This window comes from Sulfurivermis sp. (assembly GCF_059410345.1).
Genome location: NZ_JBLJDO010000002.1, coordinates 94718 through 109841, shown reverse-complemented (window position 1 = coordinate 109841; position 15124 = coordinate 94718). Strand labels below are relative to the sequence as shown.

The following is a 15124-nucleotide window of genomic DNA, read 5'->3' as shown; positions in this document are numbered from 1 at the left end:
ACGTCTACTGCGGTGGCGGCACCGGCGCCTCGCCGCCGCCGTTGATGGGCAACCAGATGCGGAAGGTCGCGCCCCGCCCCGGGGTGCTGTGTACCTCGATGCGGCCACCGTGCTTCTGCACTATGCCAAAGGTAATCGACAAACCCAAACCGGTCCCCTTGCCTATGGGCTTGGTGGTAAAAAATGGCTCAAACAGGTGATCGAGGTGTTCCGGGGCGATGCCCTTGCCCGTATCGCTGACCTCCAGCCATGCCTCGTCCCCCTCGCTGCCGCAACGAATGGTAATGGTCCCATGGTCAGGAATGGCCTGTACCGCATTGGTCAGCAGATTCATGATCACCTGGTTGATTTGTGATGGTATACAAAACACCGGCGGTACCGCCCCCAATTCCTTCACCACTTCGGTGCGGTACTTCAGCTCGTTCCACACCACGTTGAGCGTACTCTCGATGCTGGCGTGCAGATCCGTCCACTGCCAGCCGCCACTGTCCGGGTGGGAGAAATCCTTCAGATCTTTGACTATCTTGCGGACCCGGTTCATCCCCTCGCTGGACTCGCGCAACAGGTCGAACACGTCGTGCTTGAGATAATCCACGTCCAGCCGCTTCTTCATCTCATCTATGCGCCGCAGTTGCTCCGCATGATCAGTCCCTTGCGGCAACCGCTCGCACTGCTCATAGGCATCCAGCAAGGTCAGCATGTCTTCCAGATAACGCTGCATGCTGGACAGGTTGGACAACACATAACCGGTGGGATTATTGATTTCATGCGCCACACCCGCCGCCAGTTGACCGATGGCGGCCATTTTTTCGGATTGCATCAACTGCTGCTGCGCCTGCTGCAATTGCCGGTTGAGCACTCCTTGCTGTTCATGCTCGGTACGCAACCGTGCCTCCGTCTCACGCCGTATGGCCACCTCACGCACCAGGGCTGAGTTGCTGTCCAGCAGATGGCGTGTCTTGCGGGCCAGGCCGGTCGTGGCAATGACCACGCCCAGCAGGCCAAGCAACCACAGCGCGGCGTGGGTGACAATCAGCCCGACAAAATCCTCATCGTCCTCCAACAGCTTGAACACCGGAACGGCCACACTCAGTCCGCCGCGAACCTCGCCCTCGCGATAGCCCTGTTTGGCATGGCATTTCAGGCAGGCGGCATCGACGTACAGCGGCCGCATGAGGCGAAAGTAGCGCTGGCCATTCAAGACGGTGATTTCGCTGTACTCCGGCACGCCGCGTTCGAACGCCTGCAACGCCATGGTTTCCCAGGCATCGGCCTGGTTCTCGGGACGCAGCGGATTGAGGCTGGTGATGTGGCCGAGAATGGTGTTGCGCTCGCGGGCCAGCTCCAGCACCTGGCGCGTCATATAGGCGGGGTTGATCAGCGTGAGCTGCCGCCCTGACGGGGTAATGATGTCGCGCTCGGGGATATCGTCGAGATAGGGATTGGGTGGCGTGTCCTGGGTGACAGGGACGTAGACGCCGCCATGCCTGGCACTCCACAGACGATACTGGATGTCCTTCTCGAAGGCCGTTTCGGCCCATATCTTGGCCAGGCCCAGGACGTGCTGATGATGTTCGTGCAAGGTCCACCTGGCAGAGCCCCATACCAGCAGGCTCCAGATCAGCGCCACCAGCAGGCCATAACGCCAGATCCGTCGCACCACTTCGATTGCGTGCCGCTGTTCCGATCCCGTGTCGCCCACTGACAATCCCCTTGCCGAGTGCTTCCAAGTATATGCCGCGCCACTCTTTCGACAACAAGACCACGCAAAAAAACGGGAGCCCAAGGCTCCCGTCTTCGGTTCAGCGAACGCGAAAGCCTTAGCCGGACAGCTTCTTCTTCAACAGGTCGTTGAGCTGCTGCGGGTTGGCCTTGCCCTGGGTGGCCTTCATCGCCTGGCCGACGAAGAAGCCGAACAGCTTGTCCTTGCCGCCACGGTAGGCAGCGACGTTGTCCGGATTGGCGGCCAGGATATCGTCGATGATCTTCTCGATGGCGCCGCTGTCGGTGATCTGCTTGAGCCCCTTCTGGTCGATCACCGCGTCGGCGTCACCCTCGCCATTCCACATCGCCTCGAACACCTCCTTGGCGATCTTGCCGGAGATGGTGTTGTCGAGGATGCGCCGGATCATGCCGGCGAGCTGAGCGCTCGACACCGGCGAGTCGGTGATATCCTTGCCGTCGCGGTTGAGGTTGGCCGACAGGTCGCCCATCACCCAGTTGGCGCACAGCTTGGCCTCGCCGCCAACAGTCCGCACCACCGCCTCGTAGTAATCGGCCAACTGACGGCTGGCGGTGAGAAAACCGGCATCATAGCTGGACAGGCCGTACTGGCTGACAAAACGCTGACGCTTGGCCTCGGGCAGTTCGGGCAGGGTGGCGCGCACAGCCTCGATGAAAGACGGCTCGATCACCAGCGGCAGCAGATCCGGATCGGGGAAGTAGCGGTAGTCGTTGGCCTCTTCCTTGGCGCGCATGGAGCGGGTCTCGTTGCGGTCCGGATCATACAGGCGCGTCTCCTGCACCACCTTGCCGCCGGACTCGATCAGCGCGATCTGGCGCTCGACCTCATACTCGATGGCCTTTTCCACGAAGCGGAAGGAATTGATGTTCTTCAGCTCGGCGCGGGTGCCGAATTCCTTTTGTCCCTTGGGACGCACCGACACGTTGGCGTCACAGCGGAACGAGCCTTCCTGCATGTTGCCGTCGCAGATCTCGATGTAGCGCACCAGTTCGTGGATACGCTTCATGTAGGCCACCGCCTCCTGGGCCGAACGCATGTCCGGCTCGGAGACGATCTCCAGCAGCGGCGTGCCGGCGCGATTGAGGTCGATGCCGGTCATGCCGTGGAAATCCTCGTGCAGCGATTTGCCGGCATCCTCTTCCAGATGGGCGCGGGTGACGCCAATGCGCTTGGTGCTGCCGTCCGCCAGTTCGATGTCGATGTGGCCGTTGGCCACCACCGGCAGTTCGTACTGGGAAATTTGATAGCCCTTGGGCAGATCGGGGTAGAAGTAGTTCTTGCGCGCAAACACCGAGCGCTCCGCCACCGTGGCACCGATGGCCAGACCGAACTTGGTGGCCATCCGCACCGCCTCCTTGTTCAGCACCGGCAGCACGCCAGGCAGGCCCAAATCCACCGCACAGGCCTGGGTGTTGGGCGCGGCACCAAAGGCCGTGGAGGCGCCGGAAAAAATCTTGCTCTTGGTGGCCAGCTGGGCGTGAATTTCCAGCCCGATGACAGTTTCCCATTCCATCTTAAAAACCCTCCGGCGCGCGCGTATGCCAGTCCGTCACCAACTGATACTGGTGGGCGACATTGAGCAAACGGGCCTCATCAAAATAGTTGCCGATGAGTTGCAGACCGACCGGGCGGCGGCCGACGAAGCCTGCGGGGATCGACATGCCCGGCAGACCCGCCAGGTTGGCAGCGATGGTGTAGACATCGGCCAGGTACATGGCCACCGGGTCGTCGGTCTTCTCGCCGGCATTGAATGCCACCGTGGGCGAGGTCGGCCCCATGATCACGTCGACCTGCGCGAAGGCGCGTTTGAAGTCATCGGAGATGAGCTGGCGCATCTGCTGCGCCTTCAGATAGTAGGCGTCGTAGTAGCCGGCCGACAGGGCATAGGTGCCGATCATGATGCGACGCTTCACCTCGGGGCCAAAGCCCTCGCCGCGCGAACGCTTGTACAGGTCTTCCAGATCCTTGGGGTTCCCGCAGCGGTAGCCGAAGCGCACGCCATCCATGCGCGACAGGTTGGAGGAGCACTCCGCCGGCGCCACCACGTAATAGGTGGGCACCGCCAGGCCGGTATTGGGCAGGGAGATATCCACCACCTCGGCGCCCAGCTTTTTGTACTCATCGATGGCCGCCTGCACCGCCTGCCCCACCGCCGGGTCGAGACCGGCGCCGAAGTACTCCTTGGGCAGGCCGATCCTCAGCCCCTTCAGGCTGTTGCCGAGAGCGGCACGGTAGTCGGGCACCTCGCGCTCCACCGAGGTGGAGTCGCGCGGGTCGAAACCGGCCATGGCGCCAAGCAGCAGGGCGCAGTCCTCGGCGCTGCGCGCCATCGGCCCGGCCTGATCCAGAGAGGAGGCGAAGGCGATCATGCCGTAGCGGGAGACGCGGCCGTAGGTGGGTTTGATGCCGCTGATGCCGCACAGGGCGGCCGGCTGGCGGATGGAGCCGCCGGTATCGGTGCCGGTGGCGGCCGGGGTGAGACGGGCGGCCACCGCGGCGGCAGAACCGCCGGAGCTGCCGCCGGGCACGGCGGCCGTATCCCAGGGGTTCTTCACCGGACCGTAAAAGCTGGTTTCGTTGGACGAACCCATGGCGAACTCGTCCATATTGGTCTTGCCCAGCATCACCATGCCGGCGGCATTGCAACGAGCCACCACGGTGGCGTCATAGGGGGCGACGAAGTTGTCCAGCATCTTCGAGGCACAGGAAGTGCGCACGCCGTTGGTGCAGAAAATATCCTTCTGCGCCAAGGGGATGCCGGTGAGCGCCACCGCCTCGCCGCGGCTGCGGCGGGCATCGGCGGCCTGCGCCTGGGCCAGCGCCTGCTCGGTGGTGACGGTGATGAAGCTGTTGAACTGGCCGTCGAGGCGCTCGATGCGGCCGAGGAAATGGCGGGTCAGCTCTACGCTGGAGAACGCCCCGGCAGCAAGACCGGCAGACAGTTCGGCGAGGGTTTTATCGTGCATGTGTCATTTCCTGTGGGTCGGAGCGATTCCGCCCTGCAATTCATTCAAAACCTCGGTCTGTCCGCAAATGAACGCGAATAGACGCGAATATTCAGGGTGTTACATAAAGGCAGCCAACGGCTCTGACGACCAGAACGGTAGGGCTGCCTAGCGGAATAGTTCCTTCCTCTTTGGATTTGCGTCCGTTCGCATTCATTTGCAGATCCAGATGTCTTGCTTCAGGCTCACTCGATGACCTTGGGCACCAGATATAACCCGGCCTCGACGGCAGGGGCGATGGCCTGGAAGTGGTCGCGCTGGTCGGTCTCGGTTACCGCATCTTCGCGCAGGCGCTGGGTGGCCTCCAGCGGATGGGCCATGGGGTGTACCCCGGTGGTATCCACCGCGCTCATCTGCTCCACCAGGGCCAGGATGTTGGACAGATTGCGGGCGTATTCCGGAATATCCGCCTCGCTGATGGCCAGGCGGGCCAGATGGGCGATGCTCTCGACGTCTTTGCGTTCCAGGGCCACGGTTTGCTCCCGATTTTTACCGGCGAAAATAAAAGGCGAAACTTATCACAGATAGCCTTGCGGCCGCAGCCCCGCCCATTGCGAAACACCTAGGCCGTTGCTAGAGTACCGGGGTTTTTTCAAGGAAACCCGCCCATTGCCACCCCGGGCTCGCATAATAAATCTGGATCGACTCTATGTTTGGACGTCTGAAGGGCCTCTTCTCCTACGATATCTCCATCGACCTGGGTACCGCCAATACCCTCATCTACGTGCGGGACGAGGGCATCATCCTCAACGAACCGTCGGTGGTGGCCATCCGGCAGGAGTCTGGACCGAACAGTCCCAAGCGCATCGCCGCCGTGGGCATCGAGGCCAAGCGCATGCTGGGCCGCACCCCCGGCAACATCACGGCCATCCGCCCCATGAAGGACGGCGTCATCGCCGACTTCACTGTCACCGAGAAGATGCTGCAGCACTTCATCCGCAAGGTGCATGAAAACAAGTTCAAGTTCTTCAAGCCCAGTCCGCGCGTGCTGATCTGCGTGCCCTGCGGCGCCACCCAGGTGGAACGCCGTGCCATCAAGGAATCGGCTGCCGGCGCCGGCGCGCGCGAGGTCTACCTGATTGAAGAGCCGATGGCCGCGGCCATCGGTGCCGGCCTGCCCATCTCCGAGGCCAGCGGCTCCATGGTGCTGGACATCGGTGGTGGCACCACCGAGGTGGCGGTGCTGTCCCTCAACGGCATCGTCTACTCCTCCTCGGTACGCATCGGCGGCGACCGCTTCGACGAGGCCATCGTCAGCTACGTGCGGCGCAACTACGGCACCCTGATCGGCGAATCCACCGCCGAGCGCATCAAGCAGGAGATCGGCACCGCCTATCCCAGCACCGAACTGCGCGAGATCGAGGTGCGCGGCCGCAACCTGGCGGAGGGTATTCCGCGCAGCTTCACCCTGAACAGCAACGAAATCCTCGAGGCCATCCAGGAGCCGCTGTCCGGCATCATCGACGCGGTGAAGACTGCCCTGGAGCAGACCCCGCCGGAACTGGGTTCCGACATCGCCGAGCGCGGCATGGTGCTCACCGGCGGCGGCGCGCTGCTGCGTGATCTGGATCGCCTGCTGATGGAAGAGACCGGCCTGCCGGTGATCATCGCCGATGACCCGCTGTCCTGCGTCGCCCGCGGCGGCGGCCGCGCGCTGGAGTTGCTGGACGAACACGGTCACGAAATCTTTTCACTCGAATAACCACTAGATGCCAAACGCGCCGGCCTGCCGGCGCGTGCCGTATTGAGGGAGGTGCGGTATCAAACGGCTGTTCATCCAGGGGCCGCCCATCACCATCCGTCTGCTGCTGCTGATGCTCACATCCGTGGCGCTGATGACGATGGATCACCGCCAGAATCACCTGGACACCATCCGCGACGGCCTCTCCCTGGTGGTCTATCCGCTGCAATACCTGGTCAACCTGCCCAGCGCCGCCGGCCACTGGGCCAGTGAGAACCTGGCTGCGCGCGCCACCCTGCTGGAAGAGAACGAACAGTTGCGCGCCCGCCAGTTGCTGCAGGAAATGCGTCTGCAAAAGCTCTACGCCCTGGAAGCGGAAAACACCCGACTGCGCGAACTGCTCAACTCGGCCAGCAAGGTGGGCGAACAGGTGCTGATCGGCGAACTGCTGGCGGTGGACCAGGATCCGTTCCGCCGTCGTGTGCTGATCAACAAGGGCGCCAGCGCCGGTGTGTTCGAAGGCCAGCCTCTGCTCGACGCCCATGGCGTGATGGGGCAGGTGGTGCAGGTGACGCCGTTCACCAGCACCGCCCTGCTCATTACCGACCCCAGCCACGCCATTCCGGTACAAATCAACCGTAACGGCCTGCGCGCCATCGCCCTCGGCACCGGCGAGGCCGACCGGTTGGAAATCCCGCACATTCCCAATAACGCCGATATCCAGGTCGGCGACCTGCTGATCACATCCGGCCTCGGCCGCCGCTTCCCGCCTGGCTATCCGGTGGCCACCATCATCGAGTTCGAGAAGGACCCCAGCCAACCGTATGCCCGCGTGGTGGCCGAACCGGCAGCACAACTGGAGCGCAGCCGCGAAGTTCTGCTGGTGTCACAGAAGCTTGCCGAGGAGACGCTGCCATGACCCTGGTGCGGCACCACGGCGGCTGGGTCATCGCCTTCACCTTTGTGGTGGCGCTGATGCTCACCATGCTGCCGCTGCCCGACTGGGCGGCGCTGTTCCGCCCGGAGTGGGTAGCGATGGTGTTGATCTATTGGTGTCTGGCCCTGCCCGATCGGGTCGGTGTCGGTATCGGCTGGACCGCAGGCCTGATGCTCGACGTCGCCAAAGGCGCGCTGCTCGGTCAGCATGCGCTGGCGCTGGCCCTGGTGGCCTACCTCACCATCCATCTGCACCAGCGCATCCGCGTTTTCCCGCTGTGGCAGCAAGCCCTGTTCGTGTTGTTGATGGTGGCGCTCAACCAGATGCTGGTACTGTGGGTGAAGGGCGTCATCGGCCAGCCGCCCAACAGTTGGCTGTACTGGCTGCCGTCGCTCACCAGCATGCTGCTCTGGCCCTGGGCCTTTCTGATCCTGCGTGATCTGCGCCGCACGTTTCTGGTGCGCTAATCATGTTTCGCGGTGCACCGCTAAGAAATCCGCAGTGGGAAAACCATCTGTTCCAGCGCCGCGTGATCGTCGCGGCGGTGTTCAGTGCCGCCCTGCTTACCTTCGTCATCATCCGCCTGTTCTATCTGCAGGTGGTCTACCACGACCACTACACCACGCTGTCGCGCAATAATCGCGTGGACATCCAGCCCATCGCCCCCACCCGCGGCCTGATCTACGACCGCAACGGGGTGATCGTGGCAGAAAACCAGCCCACATTCAGCCTGGAGATCGTCCCCGAACGGGTCACCGACATGGAGGCAACCCTGGCCGCCATCCGCGAGTTGATCAGCGTCAGCGACAACGACATGGAACGCTTTCGCCAGATCCTGCGCCGCAAGCGCCGTTTCGAGGAAAGCCCGCTGCGCCTGCGCCTGAGTGATGAGGAGGTAGCGCGCATCGCCGTCAACCGTTACCGTCTCCCAGGCGTGGAGATCAAATCACGTCTCGCCCGCGACTACCCGCTCGGCCCCCTGCTTGCCCATTCCGTCGGCTACGTCGGCCGCATCGACGAACGCGAACTGCAGCAACTGGACACCTCCAATTACGCCGCCACTGCCCACATCGGCAAGACCGGCGTAGAGCGCACCTATGAAAACGAGTTGCATGGCCGCGTCGGCTATCAGCAGGTGGAAACCAATGCCCGCGGCCGTGTGCTGCGCGTACTGGAGCGCACCCCGCCCACCCCCGGCCGCAACCTGCACCTCAACATCGACGTGCGCCTGCAACGCACGGCACAGGAGGCCTTCGGTATCGAACACGGCGCCCTGGTGGCCATCGACCCCAGCAACGGCGCCGTGCTCGCCCTGGTCAGCCTGCCCAGCTTCGACCCCAACCTGTTCGTCAACGGCATCGACAGCGTGAGCTACGACGCACTGGCCAACTCCAAGGACCAACCGCTGTTCAACCGTGCCCTCAACGGCCAGTATCCGCCCGGCTCCACCATCAAGACCATCTATGGCCTGCTCGGCCTGGAGAGCGGCGAAATCCGTCACGACACGCAGATTTGGGACCCCGGCTTCTACATGCTCAAGGGCGATGACCGTCGCTACCGCGACTGGCGCAAGGAGGGACACGGCTGGGTCGATTTCAACAAATCCATCGTCGAATCGTGCGACACGTATTATTACGATCTGGCGCTCACGCTGGGCATCGATCGCATGTCGGACTACATGCGCAACTTCGGCTTTGGCCGCCCCACCGGCATCGACCTCACCGGCGAGTCCAGCGGCTTGATGCCCTCGCGCGAATGGAAGCGCCGCGCGCACCGCCAGCCCTGGTTTCCCGGTGAAACCCTGATCACTGGCATCGGCCAGGGCTTCACCCTGGCCACACCGCTGCAGCTGGCCTCCTCCACGGCCACCCTGGCCGGCTTCGGCCGACACCTGACACCCACGGTGGTGGCAGCCCTGGATGAGCCGGGCAGCGGCCTGCGCGCACCGCTCGATGCCAAGGAACTCCCGACGGTGCGCGTGGTCGACATTTCCAATTGGCAACGCGTACACCGCGCCATGATCAATGTGGTGCACAGCCCCACCGGCACGGCGCGCGGCATCAATCGCCATCTGCCCTACACCATCGCCGGCAAAACCGGCACGGCACAGGTATTCGGCATCAAGCAGGACGAGGAATACGTGGCTGAGGAAGTGGCCAAGCACCTGCGCGACCATGCGCTGTTCGTGGGCTTCGCTCCGGCGGAGAAGCCACGTATCGCCATCGCCGTCATCGTGCAGAATGGCGGCGGCGGCGGCTCCGTGGCAGCACCTATCGCACGCAAGGTGATGGATACCTATCTACTCGACGCCGACGGCAAACTGCGGGAGGAGTTCAAGTGATACTGCTCGATACACCGCAGCAGTCGCGCCGCGCCCTGTTGCCGCAACTGCACGTGGATTGGCCCCTGTTCACCGCGCTGCTGCTGCTCGCCGCCGGCGGACTCGTGGTACTGTATTCCGCCTCGGGCGAAAACCTCGATATGGTTGTGAAGCAGCTGACCCGTCTCGGTGCTGCCTTCCTGCTGCTGTTCTTCTTCGCGCAAGTACCACCGGACACCCTGCGCCGCTGGACCCCGCTGGTATTCAGCATGGGCCTGATGCTGCTTGTGGCGGTGCTGGTCATGGGCGAGGTGGGCAAGGGCGCGCAGCGCTGGCTTGATCTGGGCCTGTTCCGCTTCCAGCCCTCCGAGATGATGAAGATTGCCGTACCGCTGATGGTGGCCTGGTATCTGGCGGAAACACCCCTGCCACCCCCACTGCGGCGCATCCTGGTCGGCGTGGTGATCTTCGTGGTACCGGCCCTGCTCATCGCCAAGCAACCGGATCTGGGCACCGCCCTGCTGATCATCAGCGCCGGCGCCTTTGTGCTGCTGTTCGCCGGCCTGCCCTGGCGCCTGGTGAGTTTCACTGCCCTGCTCGCCATACCGGCCGCGCTGCTGCTGTGGCACTTCGGCATGCACGACTACCAACGCCGCCGCGTGCTGACCTTCCTCAACCCTGAAAGCGATCCCCTCGGCGCCGGCTATCACATCATCCAGTCCACCATCGCCATCGGCTCCGGCGGCCTGTACGGCAAGGGCTGGCTCAACGGCACCCAGTCACACCTGGAGTTTCTCCCCGAGCGCCACACCGACTTCATCTTCGCGGTGCTGGGCGAGGAATTCGGCCTGCTCGGCATTCTGCTGCTGCTGGCGATTTACCTGTTCATCATTCTGCGTTGCCTGTACATCGCCAGCCGCGCCCAGGATACCTTTACCCGCCTGCTCGCCGGCGGCCTGACCATGACCTTTCTGGTCTACGTCTTCGTCAACGTCGGCATGGTCACCGGCCTGTTGCCGGTGGTCGGCGTGCCGCTGCCACTGGTAAGCTATGGCGGCAGCTCGATGGTGACCCTGATGGCATCGTTCGGTATGCTGATGTCGATCCACACCCACCGCAAACTGCTGAAAACCTGACGCCATGAATCTGCGCCAAACCTTTGCCGCCCTGCTGCTGTGTACCGCATCGTTCTCCTGCCATGCCACCACCGATCTGAACGAGCGGAGCGAGGTACGCGAGTTCATCGATGAAATGGTGCAACAGCACAACTTTTCCCGCAGCGAACTGGAAAAGCTGTTTCGCGAAGTGGAGTTGCGCCCCGACATCATCGCCGCCATCACGCGACCGGCGGAAAGCAAGCCCTGGCACGCCTACCGCCCGATCTTCCTCACCAACGAACGCATCCGTGATGGCGTCGCCTTCTGGCGCGAACACGAGGCGATCCTCAACGCCGCGCAGCAGCGCTACGGCGTGGCACCGCAATACATCGTGGCGATCCTTGGCGTGGAAACCCGTTACGGCCGCTTCCGCGGTCGTCATCGCGTGATGGATGCGCTCGCCACCCTGGCCTTCGATTACCCGCCGCGCGGGCCCTTCTTCCGCAAGGAACTGCAACAGTATCTGCTGATGACACGCGAGGAGACCATCGAGCCGCTCAGCCTCACCGGCTCCTACGCCGGCGCCATGGGGACGCCGCAATTCATCCCCTCCAGCTTCCGCGCCTATGCGGTGGACTTCGACGGCGATGGCCGCCGCGATCTGTTCGGCAGCGTGCACGACATCATCGGCAGCGTCGCCAACTACTTCAAGGTGCACGGCTGGGTCAACGGCGGCACCATTACCGTACCGGCCACCGTGGCCGATGAACGCCACAAGCCGTTGCTCGACGCCGGCCTCAAACCGCACATCACTGCCGGCGAGCTGGCCGCCCATGGCGTCACGCCACGCTGGAACATCACCGCCAGCGCCCCGGTGGCGCTGCTGGCGCTGGAAGGCGACAAGGGGCTGGAACACTGGGTCACCTTCAACAACTTCTATGTCATCACCCGCTACAACCGCAGTCCGCTCTACGCCATGGCGGTGCACCAGTTGAGCGAAGAAATCCGCAAGGCCAAGGAAGGCCGTGCACCGCTGGCGCTGAACGATGCTCCGCTGCAGTAAGCACCTGTTGCCCACCGCAGCCGCCTTGCTGCTGGCCGGCTGCGGCAGCCTCGGCGGGCGCGACGGCGGGCCATCCTACTCCGCCGATCTGTCCCACGTGCCCGACCCGGTGCCACGCGCCGAACCGCGCAGCCGCTATGGCAATCCGGAGTCCTATGTGGTCAACGGCCGGCGTTACACCGTGATGAACAGCGCCGACGGTTACGTGGCGCGCGGCATCGCCTCCTGGTACGGCACCAAGTTCCACGGCCGCCGCACCTCCAGCGGCGAGACCTACGACATGCATGCCCTCACCGCTGCCCACACCTCGCTGCCGCTGCCCACCTATGTGCGCGTCACCAACCTGAACAACGGCCGCAGCACCATCGTGCGCGTCAATGATCGCGGCCCGTTCCATGACAACCGCGTCATCGATCTGTCCTATGCCGCCGCCAGCAAGCTGGGCATCGTGGAGACCGGCACCGGCCTGGTGGAAGTGCGCGCCCTCACTCCCGGCCAGCCGGCGCCGCCGCCGGTTGCCGTGGCACAAACCACCCCTGCGGAAGCGACCGGCGCCAACCTGGGGGCAACCACGCCGGCGCGCCCGGTGGGCCTCTATCTGCAGGTGGGCGCCTTCGTCAGCCGCAACAACGCCGAGCAGCTGCGCAGCCGCCTGAGCAGCGAACCGCTGCCCCCGGTACGGGTGCAGGAAGGCGCCGATGCGAGCAATACCCCCATTTACCGTGTGCGCATCGGACCGATCCCCAGCGTGGACGAGGCCGACCGCCTGGCCGCCCAGCTGGGCGGACTCGGTTTAGGTACGCCGCACGTCGTCATCGACTGACACCATTGCCCTGAACTTACTCCACGCGGGTCTGACTAACTTGAAGCTGCCGTGAATACGGCTTTTTCAGGTAAAATGCTCGCGCCTGTCCCCCCTATCATCATGAACTCTTGCACGCCCATGAAACATCTGCTGCCGGTCTTCCTCACTGCATTGCTCACCCTGGTTCACGACGCCCACGCCACGCCGCGCCTGATCCCCGATGCCCCGGCGGTAGATGCGCGCGGCTATATCCTGGTGGACTACCACAGCGGCCACATCCTGGCCGAGCGCAATGCCGACGAGCGACTGGAGCCGGCCAGTCTGACCAAACTGATGACCGCCTACGTGGTATTCAACGAACTGCGCTCCGGCCAGTTCCAGCTCAGCGACACTGTGCGTATCAGCAAGAAGGCCTGGCGTATGCCCGGCTCGCGCATGTTCATCGAGGTGGGCACCAACGTATCGGTGGAAGAACTGCTCAAGGGCACCATCATTCAATCCGGTAACGATTCCAGTGTGGCCCTGGCCGAACATGTCGCCGGCAGCGAGGAGACCTTCGCCGCCCTGATGAACGAACACGCTCGCAATCTCGGCATGCACAGCACCAACTTCGTCAACGCCACCGGCCTGCCTGACCCCAACCACTACACCACCGCGCGCGACCTGGCGCGGCTCGCCTCGGTGCTGATCCACGAGTTCCCCGAGTATTACGCCTGGTACTCGGTGAAGGAATACACCTACGGGGGCATCACCCAGGGCAACCGCAATCTGCTGCTGTACCGCGACAACACCGTCGACGGCTTCAAGACCGGCCACACTGAAGCTGCCGGCTACTGCCTGGTGGCCTCGGCCAAGCGTGGCGACATGCGCCTCATCTCCGTAATCATGGGCACCAAGAGCGAGGCCGCGCGTGCCAACGAAAGTCAGAAACTGCTCAATTATGGCTTCCGCTTCTTCGAGACTCACAAGCTGTATGACGCCGCCCAGCCCCTCAAGGCCATGCGCGTCTGGAAGGGTGCCAGCGAGACCGTGCAGCTGGGCCTGAATGATCCGCTCTACATCACCGTGCCGCGGGGCCAGTACAACAAACTCAATGCCTCGCTCAGCGTCGAAAACGCCATCGTCGCACCGACCCGCAAAGGCCAGAATCTTGGCGCGGTGAATGTGCGCCTGGGCGATCAGGTGCTGGCAGAACGTCCGCTGATCGCGCTGGAGGATGTGGCCGAAGGCAGCCTGTGGCAAAAGCTGTTCGACAACGTGCGCATGCTGCTGCAGTGATGGCCGAGGATATCGTCTATCTCAATGGCAGTTTCCTGCCGGTGCATGAGGCCCATGTATCGGTGATGGATCGCGGTTTCCTGTTCGGCGACGGTGTCTACGAAGTGATCCCGGTGTATGGCGGCCGCGCCTTTCGCCTGGAACACCACCTGCAACGCCTCGACCTCAGCCTGCAGGGCATCCGCCTCGACAACCCACTCGATCACACACACTGGGCCGACATCCTCAGCGCCCTCATCCGCCACAACGGTGGGGGCGACCAGTCCATCTATCTGCAGGTCACCCGCGGCGTCGCGCCCAAACGCGACCATGCCTTCCCTGCTGGCGTACAACCCACCGTATTCGCCATGAGCACGCCACTCAGCGAGCCCGGCGCCGCCGTGCAGAACGGTGTCGCCGCCGTCACCGTGGACGACATCCGCTGGAAACATTGCAACATCAAGGCGATCACCCTGCTGCCCAATGTGCTGATGCGTCAACAGGCGCTCGATGCCGGCGCTGCCGAGGCGCTCCTGCTGCGTGACGGCTACGCCACCGAGGGCGCCGCCAGCAATCTGTTCATCGTGCATGACGGCGTGGTCATCACGCCACCCAAGAGCAACCTGCTGCTGCCCGGCATCACCCGCGATCTGGCGGTGGAACTGTGCCATGCCAATGACATCCCCTGCCGCGAGGCCGATATCAGCGAGGCGGAACTGCGCAGCGCAGATGAGGTATGGGTCACCAGCTCGACACGCGAGGTGGTGCCGGTAACCCGGCTCGACGACCAGGTCGTCGGCGACGGCAAACCCGGACCGTTTTGGCAGCGCATCAGTGCGCTGTACACCGCCTACAAACAGGATTTCCGCGCCGGCAAGGTTCAGTAATCGCCACGGCACCGCAAGGGCGAAAACACGTCATTGCCGTGCATATGTTTTGAAACCATGAGCACGACAGACACCCATCTCGAATTTCCCTGCACCTTTCCCATCAAGGCCATGGGCCTGTCCGGCACCGACTTCGACCTGCTGGTGGTGGAGATCGTCAGCCGTCACGCCGGCCCTGTCGGTGAGGGTGCGGTCGCCACACGCCCGAGCAGCAACGGCAAATATGTTTCCGTCACCGTCACCGTGCGCGCCGAGAGTAAGCAGCAGCTCGATGCCATCTACAGCGAACTGACCGCCCATGAGCGGGTGCTGATGGCGCTGTAGGCGC

At 63.5% G+C, this 15124-nt stretch carries 14 protein-coding genes; 10 read left to right on the top strand and 4 right to left on the bottom strand.

The features are described 5' to 3' along the window. Positions 1-4: 4 nt before the first annotated feature. The 4 genes from ACMV8A_RS02200 to gatC form a co-directional block, all read right to left on the bottom strand. The gene (locus ACMV8A_RS02200) at positions 5-1663 is read right to left on the bottom strand and encodes an ATP-binding protein (protein WP_495324096.1); all 1659 of its coding nucleotides are present in this window, start codon (positions 1661-1663) and stop codon (positions 5-7) included. Positions 1664-1820: 157 nt separating this feature from the next. Then, a complete protein-coding gene (gene gatB / locus ACMV8A_RS02195; protein WP_495324095.1) occupies positions 1821-3257 on the bottom strand; it encodes an Asp-tRNA(Asn)/Glu-tRNA(Gln) amidotransferase subunit GatB in 1437 nt (478 codons plus the stop codon). A 1-nt stretch (position 3258) separates the two neighbouring features. Continuing rightward, the gene (gatA, locus tag ACMV8A_RS02190; protein WP_495324094.1) at positions 3259-4710 is read right to left on the bottom strand and encodes an Asp-tRNA(Asn)/Glu-tRNA(Gln) amidotransferase subunit GatA; all 1452 of its coding nucleotides are present in this window, start codon (positions 4708-4710) and stop codon (positions 3259-3261) included. 224 nt (positions 4711-4934) lie between these two features. After that, positions 4935-5222, bottom strand: coding sequence for an Asp-tRNA(Asn)/Glu-tRNA(Gln) amidotransferase subunit GatC (gene gatC / locus ACMV8A_RS02185; protein ID WP_495324093.1), 288 nt, complete (start codon positions 5220-5222; stop codon positions 4935-4937). Between the two features lie 176 nt (positions 5223-5398). On the opposite strand from gatC, the gene ACMV8A_RS02180 reads away from it, so the two are divergent. From ACMV8A_RS02180 to ACMV8A_RS02135, 10 genes are all read left to right on the top strand, one after another. Then, complete coding sequence (locus ACMV8A_RS02180; RefSeq protein WP_495324092.1) at positions 5399-6451, top strand: rod shape-determining protein; 1053 nt, start codon at positions 5399-5401, stop codon at positions 6449-6451. Between the two features lie 58 nt (positions 6452-6509). Continuing rightward, positions 6510-7349 (top strand): rod shape-determining protein MreC, encoded by an 840-nt coding sequence (gene mreC, locus ACMV8A_RS02175; RefSeq protein ID WP_495324308.1) that lies wholly within the window; start codon positions 6510-6512, stop codon positions 7347-7349. Beyond that, positions 7346-7834 carry a rod shape-determining protein MreD gene (gene mreD, locus ACMV8A_RS02170; protein WP_495324091.1) on the top strand — a complete coding sequence of 163 codons (489 nt, stop codon included), beginning with the start codon at positions 7346-7348 and terminating at the stop codon, positions 7832-7834. Before mreC ends, mreD begins: the two co-directional genes overlap by 4 nt. Positions 7835-7836: 2 nt before the next feature. Continuing rightward, complete coding sequence (gene mrdA / locus ACMV8A_RS02165; RefSeq protein ID WP_495324090.1) at positions 7837-9708, top strand: penicillin-binding protein 2; 1872 nt, start codon at positions 7837-7839, stop codon at positions 9706-9708. 2 nt (positions 9709-9710) lie between these two features. After that, positions 9711-10823 carry a rod shape-determining protein RodA gene (rodA, locus tag ACMV8A_RS02160; RefSeq protein WP_495324307.1) on the top strand — a complete coding sequence of 371 codons (1113 nt, stop codon included), beginning with the start codon at positions 9711-9713 and terminating at the stop codon, positions 10821-10823. 4 nt (positions 10824-10827) lie between these two features. Continuing rightward, positions 10828-11847 carry a lytic murein transglycosylase B gene (mltB, locus tag ACMV8A_RS02155; RefSeq protein WP_495324089.1) on the top strand — a complete coding sequence of 340 codons (1020 nt, stop codon included), beginning with the start codon at positions 10828-10830 and terminating at the stop codon, positions 11845-11847. After that, positions 11831-12670, top strand: coding sequence for a septal ring lytic transglycosylase RlpA family protein (locus ACMV8A_RS02150; RefSeq protein ID WP_495324088.1), 840 nt, complete (start codon positions 11831-11833; stop codon positions 12668-12670). Before mltB ends, ACMV8A_RS02150 begins: the two co-directional genes overlap by 17 nt. Positions 12671-12790: 120 nt before the next feature. Next, the gene (locus ACMV8A_RS02145) at positions 12791-13930 is read left to right on the top strand and encodes a D-alanyl-D-alanine carboxypeptidase family protein (protein WP_495324087.1); all 1140 of its coding nucleotides are present in this window, start codon (positions 12791-12793) and stop codon (positions 13928-13930) included. Next, positions 13930-14796 (top strand): D-amino acid aminotransferase, encoded by an 867-nt coding sequence (locus tag ACMV8A_RS02140; protein ID WP_495324086.1) that lies wholly within the window; start codon positions 13930-13932, stop codon positions 14794-14796. The genes ACMV8A_RS02145 and ACMV8A_RS02140 overlap by 1 nt, the downstream gene beginning before the upstream one ends. 57 nt (positions 14797-14853) lie before the next feature. Continuing rightward, positions 14854-15120 carry a YbeD family protein gene (locus ACMV8A_RS02135; protein ID WP_495324085.1) on the top strand — a complete coding sequence of 89 codons (267 nt, stop codon included), beginning with the start codon at positions 14854-14856 and terminating at the stop codon, positions 15118-15120. Positions 15121-15124: the final 4 nt, after the last annotated feature.

Bases quoted from the DNA above. Each gene is read 5' to 3' on its own strand.
- gatA (WP_495324094.1), bottom strand. From the start codon at position 4,710: ATGCACGATAAAACCCTCGCCGAACTGTCTGCCGGTCTTGCTGCCGGG.
- ACMV8A_RS02150 (WP_495324088.1), top strand. From the start codon at position 11,831: ATGCTCCGCTGCAGTAAGCACCTGTTGCCCACCGCAGCCGCCTTGCTG.
- gatB (WP_495324095.1), bottom strand. From the start codon at position 3,257: ATGGAATGGGAAACTGTCATCGGGCTGGAAATTCACGCCCAGCTGGCC.
- mltB (WP_495324089.1), top strand. From the start codon at position 10,828: ATGAATCTGCGCCAAACCTTTGCCGCCCTGCTGCTGTGTACCGCATCG.
- mreD (WP_495324091.1), top strand. From the start codon at position 7,346: ATGACCCTGGTGCGGCACCACGGCGGCTGGGTCATCGCCTTCACCTTT.
- mrdA (WP_495324090.1), top strand. From the start codon at position 7,837: ATGTTTCGCGGTGCACCGCTAAGAAATCCGCAGTGGGAAAACCATCTG.
- ACMV8A_RS02140 (WP_495324086.1), top strand. From the start codon at position 13,930: ATGGCCGAGGATATCGTCTATCTCAATGGCAGTTTCCTGCCGGTGCAT.
- ACMV8A_RS02145 (WP_495324087.1), top strand. From the start codon at position 12,791: ATGAAACATCTGCTGCCGGTCTTCCTCACTGCATTGCTCACCCTGGTT.
- ACMV8A_RS02180 (WP_495324092.1), top strand. From the start codon at position 5,399: ATGTTTGGACGTCTGAAGGGCCTCTTCTCCTACGATATCTCCATCGAC.
- ACMV8A_RS02135 (WP_495324085.1), top strand. From the start codon at position 14,854: ATGAGCACGACAGACACCCATCTCGAATTTCCCTGCACCTTTCCCATC.